The 17,163-nt window shown below is 72.6% G+C and carries 16 protein-coding genes; 11 read left to right on the top strand and 5 right to left on the bottom strand.

Annotated features, from left to right (window positions below; all coding sequences use genetic code 11):
* Positions 1-50: 50 nt before the first annotated feature.
* Together ABGB10_RS19670 and ABGB10_RS19665 are read right to left on the bottom strand one after the other, a co-directional pair.
* Positions 51-890: a peptidylprolyl isomerase gene (locus ABGB10_RS19670; RefSeq protein WP_347662304.1), complete on the bottom strand. Its 840-nt coding sequence runs from the start codon at positions 888-890 to the stop codon at positions 51-53.
* 59 nt (positions 891-949) lie between these two features.
* Positions 950-1,828, bottom strand: coding sequence for a peptidylprolyl isomerase (locus ABGB10_RS19665; protein ID WP_347662303.1), 879 nt, complete (start codon positions 1,826-1,828; stop codon positions 950-952).
* 271 nt (positions 1,829-2,099) lie between these two features.
* On the opposite strand from ABGB10_RS19665, the gene ABGB10_RS19660 reads away from it, so the two are divergent.
* From ABGB10_RS19660 to ABGB10_RS19650, 3 genes are all read left to right on the top strand, one after another.
* Positions 2,100-2,819, top strand: a complete 720-nt coding sequence (locus tag ABGB10_RS19660) for an MBL fold metallo-hydrolase (protein ID WP_347662302.1) — start codon at positions 2,100-2,102, stop codon at positions 2,817-2,819.
* 71 nt (positions 2,820-2,890) lie between these two features.
* Entirely contained in the window at positions 2,891-4,219 is a 1,329-nt protein-coding gene (gene hisS, locus ABGB10_RS19655; RefSeq protein WP_347662301.1) for a histidine--tRNA ligase, read from the top strand.
* A 71-nt stretch (positions 4,220-4,290) separates the two neighbouring features.
* Positions 4,291-5,232 carry an acyl-ACP desaturase gene (locus ABGB10_RS19650; RefSeq protein WP_347662300.1) on the top strand — a complete coding sequence of 314 codons (942 nt, stop codon included), beginning with the start codon at positions 4,291-4,293 and terminating at the stop codon, positions 5,230-5,232.
* Positions 5,233-5,359: 127 nt separating this feature from the next.
* On the opposite strand, the gene ABGB10_RS19645 is transcribed toward ABGB10_RS19650, so the two are convergent.
* The gene (locus tag ABGB10_RS19645) at positions 5,360-5,866 is read right to left on the bottom strand and encodes a PaaI family thioesterase (RefSeq protein WP_347662299.1); all 507 of its coding nucleotides are present in this window, start codon (positions 5,864-5,866) and stop codon (positions 5,360-5,362) included.
* Positions 5,867-5,921: 55 nt separating this feature from the next.
* Here ABGB10_RS19645 and ABGB10_RS19640 point away from each other — a divergent pair, with 55 nt between their 5' ends.
* A complete protein-coding gene (locus tag ABGB10_RS19640; RefSeq protein ID WP_347662298.1) occupies positions 5,922-6,398 on the top strand; it encodes a helix-turn-helix domain-containing protein in 477 nt (158 codons plus the stop codon).
* A gap of 285 nt (positions 6,399-6,683) precedes the next feature.
* Positions 6,684-7,730 carry a S1 family peptidase gene (locus tag ABGB10_RS19635; protein ID WP_347662296.1) on the top strand — a complete coding sequence of 349 codons (1,047 nt, stop codon included), beginning with the start codon at positions 6,684-6,686 and terminating at the stop codon, positions 7,728-7,730.
* Positions 7,731-7,794: 64 nt separating this feature from the next.
* Here ABGB10_RS19635 and ABGB10_RS19630 read toward each other — a convergent pair whose 3' ends face one another.
* A complete protein-coding gene (locus ABGB10_RS19630) occupies positions 7,795-8,511 on the bottom strand; it encodes a DUF998 domain-containing protein (RefSeq protein ID WP_347662295.1) in 717 nt (238 codons plus the stop codon).
* A 155-nt stretch (positions 8,512-8,666) separates the two neighbouring features.
* On the opposite strand from ABGB10_RS19630, the gene aspS reads away from it, so the two are divergent.
* From aspS to ABGB10_RS19610, 4 genes are all read left to right on the top strand, one after another.
* Complete coding sequence (aspS, locus tag ABGB10_RS19625; protein ID WP_347662294.1) at positions 8,667-10,472, top strand: aspartate--tRNA ligase; 1,806 nt, start codon at positions 8,667-8,669, stop codon at positions 10,470-10,472.
* A 107-nt stretch (positions 10,473-10,579) separates the two neighbouring features.
* Positions 10,580-11,392 carry a sugar nucleotide-binding protein gene (locus ABGB10_RS19620; protein ID WP_347662293.1) on the top strand — a complete coding sequence of 271 codons (813 nt, stop codon included), beginning with the start codon at positions 10,580-10,582 and terminating at the stop codon, positions 11,390-11,392.
* Positions 11,393-11,477: 85 nt separating this feature from the next.
* A complete protein-coding gene (locus ABGB10_RS19615) occupies positions 11,478-12,077 on the top strand; it encodes a helix-turn-helix domain-containing protein (protein ID WP_347662292.1) in 600 nt (199 codons plus the stop codon).
* Positions 12,078-12,132: 55 nt separating this feature from the next.
* Positions 12,133-13,419, top strand: coding sequence for an MFS transporter (locus tag ABGB10_RS19610; protein ID WP_347662291.1), 1,287 nt, complete (start codon positions 12,133-12,135; stop codon positions 13,417-13,419).
* Between the two features lie 34 nt (positions 13,420-13,453).
* Here ABGB10_RS19610 and ABGB10_RS19605 read toward each other — a convergent pair whose 3' ends face one another.
* Entirely contained in the window at positions 13,454-14,194 is a 741-nt protein-coding gene (locus ABGB10_RS19605) for a GNAT family N-acetyltransferase (protein WP_347662290.1), read from the bottom strand.
* A gap of 140 nt (positions 14,195-14,334) precedes the next feature.
* Here ABGB10_RS19605 and ABGB10_RS19600 point away from each other — a divergent pair, with 140 nt between their 5' ends.
* Together ABGB10_RS19600 and ABGB10_RS19595 are read left to right on the top strand one after the other, a co-directional pair.
* Positions 14,335-14,547: a hypothetical protein gene (locus ABGB10_RS19600; RefSeq protein ID WP_030488373.1), complete on the top strand. Its 213-nt coding sequence runs from the start codon at positions 14,335-14,337 to the stop codon at positions 14,545-14,547.
* Positions 14,548-14,621: 74 nt separating this feature from the next.
* Complete coding sequence (locus tag ABGB10_RS19595; RefSeq protein WP_347662289.1) at positions 14,622-16,160, top strand: replication-associated recombination protein A; 1,539 nt, start codon at positions 14,622-14,624, stop codon at positions 16,158-16,160.
* The last annotated feature ends 1,003 nt before the right edge of the window (positions 16,161-17,163 follow it).

Raw genomic sequence — 17,163 nt, 5'->3', positions numbered from 1 at the left:
CGACAGCGCCCGCCGGCTCAGCCGGCGGGCGCTTCGTCGTCGCTCGGGTGTCAGCCCTGCGGGTTGCTCATGGTGAGGTCCTTGATGATGACCTCCTTCTTCGGGTGGCCACCACCGGCCTGCTGGGCGAACGCCCCGTCGTCACCGGCCTTGGCCACGTCCTTGACGATGTCCAGACCACCGGTGATGGTGCCGAGCACCGTGTACGCCGGGTCCAGCGGCGAGTCGCCGTAGACGATGAAGAACTGGCTGCCGGTGCTGCCCGGCTGGCCGGAGTTGGCCATCGCGATGACACCCTCCGGGTACGGAGGGCGCTTGTCGGTGGGCAGGTTCTCCTCGGGCAGGCGGTAGCTCGGGCCGCCCTGGCCGTCGGTCTCCCGCCAACCGTTGCCGGTGGCGCTGGGGTCGCCGCACTGCAACACCTTGATGCCCTCGGTCACCAGGCGGTGGCACTTGGTGTTGTCGAAGAAGTTCTTCTCCGCGAGGTAGGTGAAGCTGCCCGCCGTGCACGGCACCAGCGAACGGTCGACCTTGGCGGTGATCGGACCGAGGTTGGTGTCGATCGTCATGGTCTGCACACCGGTGCCGGACTGCTCGTTGCTCGGCACCCCGACGTCCTTGATCTGCGGGGGCCGCTGCTCGGTGGGCAGTGCGTTGAACGCGCACTCGGACGCTCCGGGCGCGGCGGCGTTGGTGGCGGGCTTGTCGTCGTCACCGCCCAGGCTCACCGCCAGCCAGACGGTGCCGGCGACCACGAGCACCAGCGCGGCACCCGCGCTGACGATCGCCTGCGTCTGCCGGCGCTTGCGGGCCTTGGCCGAGCGCTCGGCCATCTCCTTCTCGAGCCGGGCGCGTGCCGCCGCGCGCTGCCGCTCTCTGGTGGACGTCACGCCTGGATCCTCCTGGCTGTCTGCTGCTGAGTGCCGACTGGGTGGGTGGTGGCGACCGGTCAGCCGGCGCTCGGGCTGCTGACCGGAGCGCCGCTGGCCGGGGGCGCCGCACCGGTGACCGGCTCACCGACCGTGAGGCTCTGGATCGTCACGTCGGTGCTGGGCTTGACCTTGACCCCGGTCCCATTGTCCACGGTCGGGAGGGCGCCGATCTTTTCCACCACGTCCAGTCCGCCGGTCACCCGGCCGATCACCGGGAACTTCGGGTCGGTGGTGGTGAAGTCCTTGAAGAAGAGCAGGAACTGGCTGCCGTTGCTGCCCGGCGGGTTGGAGATCATCGCCACGGTGCCCTTCGGGTACGTCGGCGGTTGGCCGGGGGCCGGGCTGGCCGACGGGGACGCCGACGGCACGGTCGGCAGTTCCTCGTCGTAGAACGAGTAGGTCGGCCCACCGAGGCCGGTGCCGCTGGGGTCGCCGCAGCGCAACGCGCCCTCCGCGGTGATCTCGTGGCACTTGGTGTTGTCGTAGAACGACCGGCTCGCCAGGTGGGCGATGCTCGCCGCCGCGCACGGGGAGTTGGTCAGGCTCAGCTCGGCGGTGATCGGCGCGCCCTGGTCGGTCGTCACCGTCATCGTCCGGGTGCCGTCGGTGGGCAGGTCCTTGGTCGCCGGCGTGCCCACGTCCTTGAGGTTCGTGTTGGCCGTCGCGTCCTGCGGCGTCCAGATGCAGGTCTCCGCCGCCGCCGTGTTCTGCTTCGGGTCGGAGTCGAACGCCCCGAGCGCCCAGGCCGAGCCGGCCACGACCAGCACGAGGATCAGAGCGGCCCCGACCCCGGCCTGGATCTGCCGACGGCGCCGTGTGGCGGCGGCCCGGCGAGCCAACTGCCGGTCGAGCTTGGCCCGCGCCAGTTTGCGCTGCCGGTCCCTGCTGGAAGCCACCCGTGCTCCCCTTTCCTCTACCTGGTCGTCGCCGGCGGCCGGGCGTCCCGGCCCGTCCTGGCGTCACGTGTGTCGCGCCACACGCCCGCCAGAGTGTACGGCTAGCGACTGGGAATGTGGTGTACGAGGTTCCACCCCATCCCGAGCAGCGCTTATCGGGTGTTGTCACTGTGCCCGGCGGGGCCCCTGAGGCGGACGCGGCAAAGTCCCTCGCCACGCCCGTTAGGCTGCTGGGCAGGACGACGACTGCTCGACGGAGAGGACAGCGCCCGTGCTCGTGGCCGGCTTTCCCGCGGACGCCTTCGGCACCAACTGCTACGTGGTCGCCACCGCGCCGGGGGAGCAGTGCGTGGTGGTCGACCCCGGCATCGGGGTGCTCGACCAGCTCGACGCGCTGCTCGCCGAGCACCGCCTGCATCCGGCCGCCGTGCTGCTCACCCACGGCCACCTCGACCACACCTTCTCGGTCGCGCCGGTCTGCGGCGCGCGTGGCATCACCGCCTACGTGCACCCCGGTGACCGGGAGATGCTGGCCGACCCGGCCAAGGGCCTCTCCAGCGACCTGACGTCGCTCTTCGGGGGCCGGCTGAGCTACACCGAACCGGAGGACGTGGCGGAGCTGACCGACGGCGCCACCCTCACCCTCGCCGGTCTGGAGATCGCCGTCGACCATGCCCCGGGCCATACCGGCGGGTCGGTGCTGTTCCGGCTGCCGGGCGCTGGGTCGGGCTGGGAGGCTGACGAGCTGTGCCTCTCCGGTGACGTCCTCTTCGCCGGGTCGATCGGCCGCACCGACCTGCCGGGCGGAAGCATGCCGGCCATGCTCACCAGCCTGCGCGACAAGATCCTTCCGCTGGCCGACGACACGGTCGTGCTGCCCGGCCACGGGCCCACCACCACCATCGGCCGCGAGCGCGTCAGTAACCCGTACCTCGTCGAGGTGGCGCAGGTCGGCGGCGGCCGACCGGCGGCGCCCACCCGGGGCCTCTAGACCTTCTCCGCGCCGCGCGCGGACCCACGACACCACCGCGCCGCAGGCGCGGAACCGCAAGGAGTACGCCGATGAGCAAGCCCACGCCCATTTCCGGCTTCCCGGAGTGGACCCCCGGCCAGCGGATGATCGAGCAGTTCGTGCTGGACCGGATCCGGGCCACCTTCGAGCTGTACGGTTTCGCGCCGCTGGAGACCCGCGCGGTGGAGCCGCTGGACCAGTTGCTGCGCAAGGGCGAGACCTCGAAGGAGGTCTACGTGATCCGGCGGTTGCACGCGGACGCGGACGGCGCGGGCGGCGACGACCAGCTCGGCCTGCACTTCGACCTGACCGTGCCGTTCGCCCGGTACGTGCTGGAGAACGCCGGCAAGCTGGCCTTCCCGTTCCGCCGCTACCAGATCCAGAAGGTGTGGCGGGGTGAGCGGCCGCAGGAGGGCCGCTACCGGGAGTTCGTCCAGGCCGACATCGACATCGTCGACCGGGACACCCTGGCCCCGCACCACGAGGCGGAGATGCCCCTGGTCATCGGGGACGCGCTGCGGTCGTTGCCGATCCCGCCGGTGACGATCCAGGTCAACAACCGCAAGATCTGCGAGGGCTTCTACCGAGGCATCGGGTTGACCGACCCGGAGGCGGCGCTGCGCGCGGTCGACAAGCTCGACAAGATCGGCCCGGCGAAGGTGGCCGAGCTGCTGGCCCAGACCGCCGGGGCGAGCGAGGCGCAGGCCAAGGCGTGCCTGGCGCTGGCCGAGATCTCCGCTCCGGACGCCTCGTTCGCGGACGCCGTGCGCGCGCTCGGGGTGAGCGACCCGCTGCTCGACGAGGGCATCGACGAGCTGGTCCGGGTGGTGGAGACCGCCGCCGAGCACTCGCCCGGGCTCTGCGTGGCGGACCTGCGCATCGCCCGTGGACTGGACTACTACACCGGCACCGTCTACGAGACGCAGTTGCGTGGCTACGAGCGGTTCGGCTCGATCTGCTCCGGCGGCCGGTACGACAACCTGGCCAGCGCGGGCGCCGTCTCGTACCCCGGGGTGGGTATCTCGATCGGGGTGACCCGGCTGCTCGGGCTGCTCTTCGGCGCGGGGGAGCTGTCGGTCTCCCGGGAGGTGCCGACCGCCGTGCTCGTCGCGGTGACCAACGAGGACCAGCGGACGGCCAGCAACCGGGTCGCCGAGGCGCTGCGGCGGCGTGGGGTGCCGACCGAGGTGTCGCCGAGCGCCGCGAAGTTCGGTAAGCAGATCCGCTACGCCGAGCGGCGCGGCATCCCGTACGTCTGGTTCCCCGGTGTCGACGGAGCGCCGGACGAGGTGAAGGACATCCGCTCGGGTGAGCAGGTCACGGCCGGTGCGCAGGAGTGGATGCCACCTCTGGGGGACCTGAAGCCGACGGTCGGATGAGTCTCACCACTGGCGCTAACGGCCGCGGGGACCTACGGTAGCGTAAGTTACGCCACCGTAGGGAGTTTCTCGTGACCGTCAGCACCACGCTTAGCCAGACCGCCCTCCTTGTCGAGTTGGAGCCGGTGGTTGCCCGCAACCTGGACCGGCACCTCTCGCTGGCCAAGGAGTGGTTCCCGCACGAGTACGTGCCGTGGAGCGAGGGGCGCACCTTCGACGGGCCGCTCGGCGGCGAGGCGTGGTCGCCGACCGACTCGACGATCCCGGACGTGGCCCGCACCGCGCTGATCGTGAACCTGCTGACCGAGGACAACCTGCCCTCGTACCACCACGAGATCGCCACCCTGTTCGGCCGTGACGGCGCGTGGGGCACCTGGGTGCACCGGTGGACCGCGGAGGAGGGCCGGCACGGGGTCGCGATCCGCGACTACCTGACCGTCACCCGCGCCGTCGACCCGGTGGCGTTGGAGCGGGCCCGGATGACGCACATGTCGGAGGGCTACACCAACGCCCACGGCGACGAGGTGCTGCACTCGCTGGCGTACGTCTCGTTCCAGGAGTTGGCCACCCGGATCTCGCACCGCAACACCGGCAAGGCCACCGGCGACCCCGCCTGCGAGGCGCTGTTGGCCCGGGTGGCCGCCGACGAGAACCTGCACATGGTCTTCTACCGCAACCTGCTCGCCGCCGCGTTCGAGCTGGCTCCGAGTCAGGCCATGCGGGCCGTCGCCGACGTGGTGGCCGACTTCCAGATGCCGGGCAGCGGCATCGACGGGTTCGCCCGCAAGTCGGTGGCGATCGCCCTGGCCGGCATCTACGACCTGCGCCAGCACCGCGACGAGGTGTTGCAGCCGGTGCTGCGCCAGTGGGACGTCTTCAACGTGACCGGCCTCGACGCCGACGGCGAAGCCGCCCGCGAGCAGCTCGCCGCCCAGCTCGACACCCTCGACCGAGCCGCGAGCCGCTTCGAGGAGAAGCGCGACGCAAGAGCCGCCCGCCTCGCCCCCCGCTAAACCCCACCCACCCCACCCTGTCCCACCCCCTTGCGCGCGTTGATCAAGAGGTTTCGGTCACCGGAAGCCCATCTCCTGACGCAAACCTCTTGGTCAACTCAACAGGGCGAGGGGAGGGGGTGGGTTTTCAGGGTTGGGGGATCAGGAGGCAGGTGCTGGTGGCGTGGGCTATCAGGCGGGCGTTCGCGTCGGTGATGCGGGCCTCGGCCAGGGCCGTGCGCCGGCCACGTTGCAGCACGGTTCCCTCGCAGCGCAGCGTGCCGCTGTCGACCGTGACCGGGCGGAGGAACTTCACGTTGAGGTCCAGCGACGTGTAGCCGATGCCGGCCGGCAGGGTGGTGTGCACGGCGCACCCGGCGGCGGTGTCCAGCAGGGTCGAGAGCACGCCGCCGTGGACGGTGCCGAGCGGGTTGTAGTGGAACTCCTGCGGGGTCAGCTCGACGCTGACCCGCCCCTCGTCGGCCTGCATCCGGGTCATGTCGATGAGGTGCATGACCGGCGGCGCGGCCAGTTCGCCGGCGATCATCGCCCGGAGCATGTCGAGGCCGCTGCGTCGGCCGACCTGCGCGGCGTTGGCCGCCGGGTCCGCCCAGCTGAAGGTGCGGCTGCGCCCCGGTTCCTGCGTCTGCGTCATGGACGCAGCCTGGCAGCAGGTTGCTGAGTCTGTCAACGAGATCTAGCCTGTGCGGATGCGACCCGCGGCACTGGACTGGTCGGTGGAGAACTGCACCATCGCCCGCGCGATGGAGGTTCTCGGTGAGCGGTGGACCCTGGTGGTGCTCCGGGAGGTGTTCACCGGCGTACGCCGCTTCGACGACATGCGGGTGCGCACCGGCATTCCGCGTCAGGTGCTGACCAACCGGCTGGCCACCCTCGTCGAGCAGGGTGTGCTGAGACGTGAGCCGTACCGGGAGCCGGGCAGCCGGTTGCGGCACGAGTACCGGCTGACGGAGAAGGGCCTGGACCTGTGGCCGGTGCTGGTCGCCGTGCTCGGATGGGGCGACCGGCACCTCGCCGACTCGGAGGGGTCGCCGATCAGCATCACGCACCGTGACTGCGACGCGCCGATACGCGTCGAGCTGCGGTGTGCCGACGGGCACGACGTGCAGCGGTTGCGCGACGTCGTGCCGCGCCCGGGCCCCGGGGCCCGTCGCCGTACCCCCTGAGGCGAGCCGTCGGTGTTTCGTCGTGGAGCATCCGACAGACATCGATGATCGTGCGCACGAAAGTCAGCATTGGTGTGACGGTGGTTGTTCACCAGTGCGTCAGTGGTGTTGCGCCGAGATGATCGATCAAGATCGGCAAATTCGGGCGAATCCAAGCCTTGTCAATGATCTTAAGTATGTGAATACTTCAGTTCACTCGGCCGGTTTTCGCAGATCGGCCGGGTTGCCCTCGGGTCAGCCGTCCCCCACGGCGAGACCCGTTCCCCCGCCCAGGAGGTTTGTTACATGCGACCCACGAGGTCCTCGTTCCGCGTCGCGGCCACCGTCGCCGTGTCCGGATCCCTGGTTGTCGGCGCGCTCATCGGCGCACCCGCCCAGGCCGCTCCCGCCGCCTCGCCCGATGCCGCCGCCGCGCTCTCCGCGGAACTCGGCGACCGCTCGGCCGGCTCGTACATCGACGCCAGTGGCAAGTCCGTCGTCACGGTGACCGACGCCGCCGCCGCCAGCAAGGCGAGCAAGGCCGGCGCCGTCGTCCGCTACGTCACCCGCGGTGCCGCCGAACTCAACCGGGCCACCGCCGACCTGGAGCGCTCCGCCAAGATCCCGGGCACCGCCTGGTGGAGCGACCCGGTCACCAACCAGGTCGTGGTCTCCGTGGACAGCACCGTCACCGGGGCGAAGCTGGAGCGGGTCAAGGCCGCCGCCGCGCGGGCCAACGGCGCGGTCCGGGTCGAGGCCGAGGCGGGCGTGCTGAGCACCCGGATCTCCGGCGGTCAGGCCATCTACGCCGGCGGCGGCGGGCGTTGCTCGCTCGGCTTCAACGTGCGCAGTGGCAGCACCTACTACTTCCTGACGGCCGGGCACTGCACCAACATCTCGGCCAGCTGGTACTCGAACTCCGCCCAGACCGCGCTGCTCGGCAGCCGTGCCGGCACCAGCTTCCCGGGCAACGACTACGGCATCGTGCGGCACAACAACTCGGCTAACGCCGCCGGCAACGTCTACCTCTACAACGGCAGCTACCGGGACATCACCGGCTCCGGCAACGCGTCGGTCGGCCAGTCGGTGCAGCGCTCCGGCAGCACCACCGGCCTGCGCAGCGGCTCGGTGACCGCGACCAACGCCACGGTGAACTACGCCGAGGGCTCGGTCTCCGGCCTGATCCGCACCAACGTCTGCGCCGAGCCGGGCGACAGCGGCGGTTCGCTGTTCGCCGGCGGCACCGCCCTGGGTCTCACCTCCGGTGGCAGCGGCAACTGCCGCACCGGCGGCACGACCTTCTTCCAGCCGGTCACCGAGGCGCTCAGCCGTTACGGCGTCAGCGTCTTCTGATCGAACCACCGACCGCGGGCCGCCGGAATTCCTCCGGCGGCCCGCGCCGCGTGTGCGGCCCGGCTCAGGTGAGCCCATCCGGCCCGTCCGCCGGCCGCAGGGGATCCGGGGGTACGACGCCGGCGATCGGAGCCGTGCCGGCAGGTGCCGCGCCGCCGGCGACCCAGGCGAGGTGCGCCCGCCGAGCGGAGAGGATCGCCAACAACGGCCACAGGGAGACCGCCACCGCCGTCACCCGCTCGGCCAGCCCGGTGCGGGAACCGCTGGTCACCTCGAACGCGAACCAGCCGAAGAGCGCGAGCAGCGCCACAGTGGCGCTCAGCCCCACGGTCCGGCGAAACGCCCAGGGCGGTTCGGGCCGGTTCGGGTGCCCGGCGTCGTGCCCGCGCGGCAGCCACAGCGCCGACCCGGCCGGCCAGAGAGCCAGGGCCAGGACGGCCACGGTCGCCACGATGCCGTGGCTGAGCGAACCACCGACCGTGGGTCGGGGGAACGCGACGAGCGCGATGGTCGCCACCCCGCCGACGGCCAGCAGGAAACGGCTGGGTAACCCGGCCGCGTGCAGCACGGCGGCGACGGCCAGATAGCAGCAGCCGAGTAACACCAGGCAAGTGATCATGATCCAGGCGTCGGCGGCGTCGTGCCCGGCCAACTCGCTGATGGTGTCCCGGACCGGGTCGTAGCCGGCGGGTTGCCGCGCCTCCGCGACCGTCCAGCCGGTCACCAGCAACAGGGGTGCGGCAGCCGCCGTGGCGACGGCCCAGTTCGGTACGGCGCGCATTTCGCCACGTTAACCGGCATGGCCGTCGGCCGAGTCGGGTTCGCGGGTCCGCCCCACCTGCGAATCGCGCCGGCCTGGCGGGTGCCCCGGAGGCGGGGCGGCCACCCCTGACAGAATGCCGGTGAGGACTGTTCCACGATGAGGAGTTGCCAGCCGTGATCCGTACCCACAATGCCGGAAGCCTGCGCGCCGCGGACGCCGGCTCGACGGTGACGCTCGCCGGGTGGGTGGCCCGCCGGCGCGACCACGGCGGGGTCATCTTCGTCGACCTGCGCGACGGTTCCGGTGTTGTCCAGGTGGTGTTCCGTGAGGAAGATGCGCACGCGCTGCGCAACGAGTTCTGCGTGAAGGTCGTCGGCGAGGTGACCCGCCGGCCGGACGGCAACGAGAACCCGGAGCTGCCCACCGGTGAGGTCGAGGTGACCGTCACCGACCTGGAGGTGCTCTCCGAGGCGGCCCCGCTGCCGCTGCCGGTGGACGACCAGGTCGAGGCCGGCGACGACGTCCGGCTCCGATACCGCTACCTGGACCTGCGCCGCAGCGGCCCGGCGAACGCGCTGCGGCTGCGCTCGCGCGCCAGCCACCTCGCCCGGGGCGTGCTGCACGAGCGGGACTTCCTGGAGATCGAGACGCCGACGCTGACCCGCTCGACGCCCGAGGGCGCCCGCGACTTCCTGGTCCCGGTGCGACTTCAGCCGGGCAGCTGGTACGCGCTGCCGCAGTCGCCGCAGCTGTTCAAGCAGCTGCTGATGGTCGGCGGCATGGAGCGGTACTACCAGATCGCCCGCTGCTACCGCGACGAGGACTTCCGGGCCGACCGGCAGCCCGAGTTCACCCAGCTCGACATCGAGATGTCGTTCGTCACCGAGGACGACGTGATCGACCTCGGCGAGGCGATCGTCTCGGCGCTCTGGAAGGACCTGGCCGGGCACGAGATCAGCCAGCCGATCCCACGGATCACCTGGCACGACGCGATGGCCCGGTACGGCTCGGACAAGCCGGACCTGCGCTACGGCGTCGAGCTGACCGAGCTGACCGACTACCTGCGCGGCACCGAGTTCCGGGTCTTCGCCGGAGCGATCGACGCGGGCGGCTACGTCGGCGCGGTCGTGATGCCGGGCGGCGCGGCGCAGAGCCGCAAGGAGCTGGACGGCTGGCAGGACTGGGCCAAGGCGCGTGGCGCCCGGGGCCTGGCGTACGTGGTGCTGGACGCCGAGACCGGCGAGGCGCGCGGCCCGGTGGCGAAGAACCTCTCCGCCGAGCACCTGGGCGGGCTCGCCGACGCGGTCGGCGCGAAGCCGGGCGACGCGGTCTTCTTCGCCGCCAGCGCCACCACCCGGGAGGCGCAGGAGTTGCTGGGCGCGGCCCGTGTCGAGATCGCCAAGCGGGCCGGTCTGATCGACGAGAGCGCCTGGGCGTTCTGCTGGGTGGTCGACGCGCCGATGTTCGAGCGCACGGACGAGGGCGGTTGGACGGCCGTGCACCACCCGTTCACCTCGCCGAACGCCGAGTGGGTCGACCGGTTCGAGGAGGCTCCGGACCGGGCCCTGGCGTACGCGTACGACATCGTCTGCAACGGCAACGAGATCGGCGGCGGGTCGATCCGTATCCACCGGGGTGACGTGCAGAAGCGGGTCTTCGACCTGCTCGGCATCACGCCCGAGGAGGCGCAGGACAAGTTCGGCTTCCTGCTGGAGGCGTTCAAGTACGGCGCCCCGCCGCACGGCGGCATCGCCTTCGGCTGGGACCGGGTCTGCATGCTGCTCGCCGGTGCCGACTCCATCCGCGAGGTCATCGCCTTCCCGAAGACCCGGGGTGGCTTCGACCCGCTGACCAGCGCCCCCACCCCGATCACCGCCCAGCAGCGCGCCGAGGCCGGCATCGACGCCAAGCCCAAGCCGACCCCCGCCGCCCACACGGGAACGGCAGGCCCCGCAGCCCCGGTAGCAGACCCGGTCTGACCCGCATCTCCTTCCTCTCGCCTCGTTGATCATGGGGTTGGCGGGCCCACGCGTCGGCGTGTCGCTCGTTAACCTCATGATCGACCTAGGTGGGGGAGTGGGCTGCCATGCGGGTGCTTGTTGTCGGGGGTAGTGGGTTACTGGGGCGGTCGGTTTGTCGGCGGGGCCTCGGGCTTGGCTGGTCGGTTGTTGGGACGTTTTACTCCGGTGAGATTGCCGTGCCGGGTGTCGCGGCACGTCGGCTGGACGTGACCGACCGGGCCGCCGTGCGCGCGCTGGTCGCCGAGGTGCGGCCGGACGCCGTGGTCGCAACCCCCTATCGGTACGACGACTGGGCGGTCACCGCCGACGGGGCCGCGAACGTGGCGGTCGCCGCCGCCGAGGCGGGTGCCCGGCTGGTGCACGTGTCCAGTGACGCCCTGCACGCCGGCCGTCCCACGCCGTACGCGGACGACGAACCACCCACACCCGTGCACGCGTACGGTGCCGCGAAGGCGGCGGCCGAGACCGCCGTGCGGGCGATCGACCCGGGTGCCGCCCTGGTGCGTACCTCGCTGATCCTGGGCGAAGGCAGCAAACAGATCCAGCTCTGCCGGGACGCGCTCGCCGGCCGGGCGGTCCTGTTCTCCGACGAGCTGCGCTGCCCGATCGACGTCACCGACCTGGCCGAAGCCGTGCTGGAGCTGGTCGACTCGTCGTACGCCGGGCTGCTCAACGTGGCCGGCCCGGACGCGGTGAGCCGGGCCGAGCTGGGCCTGCTGGTCGCCGAGCGGGACGGCCTGGACGCGGCCGGGCTCAAGACCACCACCGGGGCCTCCACCGGCCTGTCCCGCCCCCTCGACGTACGCCTCGACTCCGCTCGCGCCGTCGGCCTGCTGCGCACGCGACTGCGCGGGGTACGCGAACTCCTGGCTCCCTGAGGCCACCGAGTAGCGTCGAACCTGGACGCACATTTCATATGCACAGATCTTGTGCATATGAAGTGTGCAGAGATAGTGTGCACGTATGGAGAGCCCTTCACCCGGCGGGCCGGTCGAGCCACGTCGAGTCCATCTGGACAACCAACAGGTCCGCACGCTGGCCCACCCGCTGCGAATGCGGCTGCTCGGCTCGCTGCGGATCGATGGTCCGGCGACCGCGACCGCCCTGGCCGAGAAGCTGAACACCAACACCGGTGCCACGAGCTACCACCTGCGCCAGCTCGCCGAGGTCGGGCTGGTGACCGAGGACCCCGACCGGGGCACCAGCCGGCAGCGATGGTGGCAGGCGGCACACGACATCAGCGACTTCGAGCCCACCGACTTCGACGACGACCCGGACGCCCGCGCCGCCGTGCAGTGGATCCAGGCTGATCAGGTGCGGGTGATGGCCGACCTGGCCGAGCGGTGGCTGGCCGTCGAGCACCACCACCCCCGGGACTGGCGCGATGCCGCCGGCATGAGTGACCTGGTGCTGCCGCTCGACCCGACCCGGCTGCGGGCACTCAACGACGAGTTGTGGGCGGTGCTGATGCGCTACCGCGACGAGCCCGTCGCGGACAGCGCCGACGTAAAGCCGGTGCACCTGTTCCTGGCGGGCATCCCACGGCTGGACGAGCGCTGGTGAGCGCGAGGAGTGAGCCGGTTTTGCGAGCCCCGCAGTCGCGAACGGAGGTGGTGTCGTGAGCGCGCTGACCGTACGTCAGGTCCGGCGTCGTTACCTCACGCTCTACGGCCTGCGCTGGCTGCCCACGGGTCTGATGATCCCGGTCATGATCCTGCTGATGCAGGAGCGTGGCCTGTCGCTGCCGCAGATCGGCCTGGTCGGCACCGCGCAGGGCCTGCTGGTGCTGGCGCTGGAGTTGCCCACCGGCGGGCTCGCCGACGCCCTCGGCCGCCGGCCGGTGCTGCTCGCCGCCGGAGCGATCAACCTCGCCTCGTTGGCGCTGTTCGCGGTGGCCGACTCGTTCGTGCTGTTCTTCGTGGTCTGGGCTCTGCAGGGCATCTACCGGGCGTTGGACAGCGGCCCGTTGGAGTCCTGGTACGTCGACGCCACCCTCGCCGCCGACCCGGAGGCCGAGTACGAGCGTGGCCTCGGGTACGCCGGCACCGTCATCGGTGGGGCCATCGGCGGTGGCGCCCTGCTCAGCGGCGGTCTCATCGCGCTCGGCCCGATCGGGCCGGTCAGCGCGCTCACGGTGCCCGTGTTGGCCGCCATCGTCGCGCAGGCGGCGGCGCTCGTCGCGCTGGTCGTGCTGCTTGTCGAAGAGCGGCCAGTCACCGGGTTCGCGGCGCTGCGGTCCTCGGTGGTCCAGGCGCCCCGGATGATCGGTCAGGCCGTCGGGCTGCTGCGTCGGTCCCGGGTGCTGCTGGCGTTGGTGGCCGTCGAGCTGTTCTGGGGCTTCGGCATGGTCACCTTCGAGTCGCTGCTGCCGGTCCGGCTCGCCGAGGTGATCGGCGACCCGGAACGCGCGGCGGCGCTGCTCGGGCCGGCGAACTCGGCCGCCTGGCTCGCCTCGGCGGCCGGCGCGGCACTGACTCCACTGCTGCTGCGCTGGTTCGGCGCCGCCCCGGGTGCGGCCCTGCTGCGCATCCTCCAGGGCGTGACGGTGGTCGGGATGGGGTTGTTCGCCGGGCCGGTCGGCGTGCTGGTGGCCTACCTGGCCTGCTACGCCGTGCACGGCGCGTCCAACCCGTTGCACAGTGGGTTGCTGCACCGGCAGGTCGACGGTCCGTACCGGACCAGCGTGCTCTCGCTGAACTCGATGATGGCGGCACCGGCCGGCGCGCTCGGCGGGGTGGTCCTGACCGCGATCGCCGCCGCTGCCAGCGTGAGCACCGCGATGGTGGTCGGCGCTGTGGTGCTGGCCGTGGCCGCGCCGCTCTACCTGCCCGCCTGGCTGGCCGGCCGCCGGGCCGGCCCGGCCGTCGAGCCGACCGCGGTCCCGGTGGCCGCCGCCGAGCGCTGAGTGAAGGCCCCTCGCCTGACTGGCAGCCGGCCAGTCAGGCGAGGCGGATCGAGCTGAGCGCGAGGGTGTTCGTGAAGCCGAGCCGACGATAGAGGCGCGCCGCCCCGACGTTGTGCGTGTAGACACCGAGCCCCACGGTGCCGTGGCGCGCCAGCAGCGCCCGGGTCATTCCGGCGGTCAGGGACGCGCCCAGCCCTCGACCCCGCTGGTCGGGGGCGACGGTCAGGCCGGCGACGAACCCGATGTCGCCCTGGCTGCGGTCCGCGCCGCACGCCACCAACCGGTCGCCGGCCCGGATGCCGTACCAGTCGACCACCCGTGGGTCGCCGGGGCGGGAGGTGCTGCTGGGGAACGACTCTTCGACCAGCGCCGCCAGCGCCGGCTGGTCGGCGTCGGTGAGGCGTACGACGGACTGCTCGTCCGGCTGGACCGGCGGCGGCTCGTCGGTCCAGTGGAAGTCCCAGTCGCTCTGCTCGGCCACCGCCAGCCGGTCGACCAGCAGACCGCGATCGTGCCGGGGCAGGTGCAGCCGGTGCCCCGGGCGCAGCGTGCCGTCGGCGATGAGCGCGGCGCAGATGTCCAGCGCCGGTTCGGCCGGGCCGATCGCGCAGCCGGCCGGTCCGTGCTCGGGCGGAACCAGCCACAGCACGGCACCGTCGCGCTGGTGTGCGCGCGCCGGCGCGGCCCGCCCGAGCGCGTGCCGGGCGAACGGGTGGTGGCCGACGGCGGCCAGGATGGCGCTTCGTCCCAGGAGCACCTGGTCGTCGATGATCATGGGAACCAGCCTAGGAGCCGGTGGCGGAACGCCCACGCCGGCCTGGGTCGACGCGGCCAAATCCACCGTGGAGATTGGCGAGCCGACCGATTGGGTACATCACGCGCCGACCTACTGGGAACCCCCACCGGAGGACCGACATGCTCGCCATTCTCGCGGCCATCGTCTTTGGCTTCGCCCTGCTGCTCGACCTGCTCAACACAGACTTCGGAGCACCGGACCTGTTCAACTGGAACACTCTCGTGCTCATCGGGCTTCTCCTGCTCTCGCTCTACCTGGGCGGCGTGGGCAGCGGCCCGCGCGGTGGTGGTGGCGGCCGCTGGTACCGGGGCCGGCGCCCCGGTCGTGGCTGACCGGAACCGATCACCGGTGGCGGGCCCCCGGCGCGATTCCGGCGTCGTGGGCCCGGCCCGGTACTGTCTTCGTGATGGAGTCCGACGCCCTCTTCTCCCTCGGTGAACCCGCCGGGTCGCGCAGCGCGCCCGACGGCCCCGCCGGTGTCGACGGCTTCACCGCGGTGGCCGACGACTCGCCCCTGCCCGTCCGGATGCGCCCGGCGAGCCTCGACGAACTGGTCGGGCAGGAGCACCTGCTCGCTCCCGGCGCACCCCTGCGGCAACTGGTCTCCGGCGGGGCTCCGATGTCGGTGATCCTCTGGGGCCCCCCGGGCAGCGGCAAGACCACCATCGCGCATCTGGTGGCCGGGGCCACCGACCGTCGCTTCGTCGCCATGTCGGCGCTCTCCGCCGGCGTGAAGGACGTGCGAGCGGTGATCGAGACGGCCCGCCGCCAGCGCCGCTCGGGCGGCCCGCAGACCGTGCTCTTCATCGACGAGGTGCACCGGTTCAGCAAGACCCAACAGGATTCGCTGCTCGCCGCAGTCGAGGACCGTACGGTCACCCTGCTGGCGGCCACCACCGAGAACCCGTACTTCTCGGTCATCTCTCCGCTGCTGTCGCGGTGCGTGCTGCTCACCCTGCAACCGTTGGACGACGAGGCGGTGCGGGGCCTGCTGCGTCGCGCGGTCGCCGACAAGCGCGGCCTCGACGCCGCGCTCACCCTGACCACCGAGGCCGAGGACCACCTGGTCCGGCTCGCCTCCGGTGACGTCCGCAAGGCACTCACCGCGCTGGAGGCGGCGGCGGCCTCCGCCACGGCGCTCGGCACCGGCCGGATCGACCTGGCCACCGCCGAGCAGGCGGTCGACGTGGCCGCGGTGCGTTACGACCGCGACGGCGACGCCCACTACGACGTCGTCAGCGCCTTCATCAAGAGCATGCGCGGCTCGGACGTGGACGCCGCCGTGCACTGGTTGGCGCGCATGCTGGTCGCCGGCGAGGACGCCCGGTTCATCGCCCGCCGCCTGGTCATCTTCGCCAGCGAGGACGTGGGCATGGCCGACCCCGGGGCGTTGAGCGTCGCCACCGCCGCCGCGCACGCGGTCGAGTACGTCGGGCTGCCCGAAGCGCAGCTCAACCTGGCCCAGGCGGTGATCCACCTGGCCACCGCTCCCAAGTCGAACTCGGCCACCACCGCCATCGGGGCCGCGATCGCCGACGTCCGGGCCGGTCGTGGTGGCTCCGTACCACGAGGGCTGCGCGACGCGCACTACGCCGGAGCCCGGGGGTTGGGTCACGGGACCGGCTACCGCTACCCGCACGACGACCAGCGCGGCGTGGTCACCCAGCAGTACGTCCCGGACGACCTGGTGGGCACCGACTACTACCAGCCCAGCCCGCACGGCGCGGAACGGGCGGTGGCCAGCCGGCTGCCCCTGCTGCGCCGGATCGTGCGGGGTCTGCCGGCCCCGGCCACCCGTCCGGACAATCCGACAGCCGAGCCACCTGTGACGGCACAGACCGCGTCGGCGCCTGCTGGCGAGACCGGTCGCCCGGCGACGGGCACGGGCACCCCCGGCACGATGCAGGACAGCGGCACCGACGCCGCAGGAGAGGGTCAACAGTGAAATCGCGTGGTGGGGACCGCCCGGACGAGGGCCCGGACGAGCGGCGCGACCCCCGCGCCAAGGCTCGCCGCTGGGGTCGGGGTCGGACGGCGGAGACCGAGCCGGAGGAGCCGGTCGCCGGCGAGGAGTTCGGCTGGATCGACGACCTGCGCTCGGCCAAGCAGCAACGCACCGAGCTGGGCCCGGACGGTGCCCCGGCAGAGCCGAACCGCCCCGCCGGGGGTGCACCGGCCGGGCCGCAGCCCGGTGCGCGCGCAGGCGCACCGGTGCCGCCGGAGGCGCCGCCCGCGCCCCGGCAGAGCGACCCGGGTGGTGCCGGCCCGCGCCGACCGGTAGACGGCCCCTGGCCGGGAGAGGCACCGCCGGCGGGCCGCCGCCCGGACGACCGACCCCCCGCAGCCGGCCCCGGCGCTCCTGCCCCGGGCCAGCCGCCGCGTCGCGGTGTGCAGCCGGCCCCGGGTGCCCGCGCCGCCGTACCGCCGTCGCCACCCACCGCCCGTCCGGTCGGCGGTGACCCGGCCGGCCCACCACCGGGCGTTCACCCGACTCCCGACGCGCCCGGCGGCCGTGCTCGGCCCGCAGCGGCTCCGTCCGGCCCACCCGGGGGCCCGCCGATCTCCGGGCCCCCGACCGGTCGGCGCCCCGAAGTCGCCGTGCCGCCCGGTCGTCGTCCGGATCCCGCCGCCTCCGGGGGCCACCCGGACGCCGTGCCCCCGCTGCGCCGTCCGGACGCCGCCCCGCCGGGCCGCCGGCCGGGCCCGGAGTCCGTCGAGCCTGGCCGTGCACGGCCGCCGGCCGGCGCCATCCCCCCGGTCGCGGACGGCCTGCGGCCCGACCCCGCCATCGAGCATGACGCACGTACCGCCCGGCGTCGGCCGGGCCCGGTCGACCCCGGGGCGCCCGAGCCGACCGGCCGCCGTGCCGCCGAGCCCGCCCGCCCGGCAGGCGGCGGCCGTCGCCGTGCCGCCGAACCCGACGAGCCGGTGGTGCCCCGCTCGGGCAA

Origin of the sequence: Micromonospora sp. B9E7 (assembly GCF_039871815.1) — a bacterium.
In the GTDB taxonomy this organism is placed as follows: domain Bacteria; phylum Actinomycetota; class Actinomycetes; order Mycobacteriales; family Micromonosporaceae; genus Micromonospora.
This window is presented reverse-complemented; position numbering and strand designations above follow the sequence as displayed.

Bases quoted from the DNA above. Each gene is read 5' to 3' on its own strand.
- hisS (WP_347662301.1), top strand. From the start codon at position 2,891: ATGAGCAAGCCCACGCCCATTTCCGGCTTCCCGGAGTGGACCCCCGGC.
- ABGB10_RS19615 (WP_347662292.1), top strand. From the start codon at position 11,478: ATGGAGAGCCCTTCACCCGGCGGGCCGGTCGAGCCACGTCGAGTCCAT.
- ABGB10_RS19605 (WP_347662290.1), bottom strand. From the start codon at position 14,194: ATGATCATCGACGACCAGGTGCTCCTGGGACGAAGCGCCATCCTGGCC.
- ABGB10_RS19640 (WP_347662298.1), top strand. From the start codon at position 5,922: ATGCGACCCGCGGCACTGGACTGGTCGGTGGAGAACTGCACCATCGCC.
- ABGB10_RS19645 (WP_347662299.1), bottom strand. From the start codon at position 5,866: ATGACGCAGACGCAGGAACCGGGGCGCAGCCGCACCTTCAGCTGGGCG.
- ABGB10_RS19630 (WP_347662295.1), bottom strand. From the start codon at position 8,511: ATGCGCGCCGTACCGAACTGGGCCGTCGCCACGGCGGCTGCCGCACCC.
- ABGB10_RS19620 (WP_347662293.1), top strand. From the start codon at position 10,580: ATGCGGGTGCTTGTTGTCGGGGGTAGTGGGTTACTGGGGCGGTCGGTT.
- ABGB10_RS19595 (WP_347662289.1), top strand. From the start codon at position 14,622: ATGGAGTCCGACGCCCTCTTCTCCCTCGGTGAACCCGCCGGGTCGCGC.
- ABGB10_RS19635 (WP_347662296.1), top strand. From the start codon at position 6,684: ATGCGACCCACGAGGTCCTCGTTCCGCGTCGCGGCCACCGTCGCCGTG.
- ABGB10_RS19600 (WP_030488373.1), top strand. From the start codon at position 14,335: ATGCTCGCCATTCTCGCGGCCATCGTCTTTGGCTTCGCCCTGCTGCTC.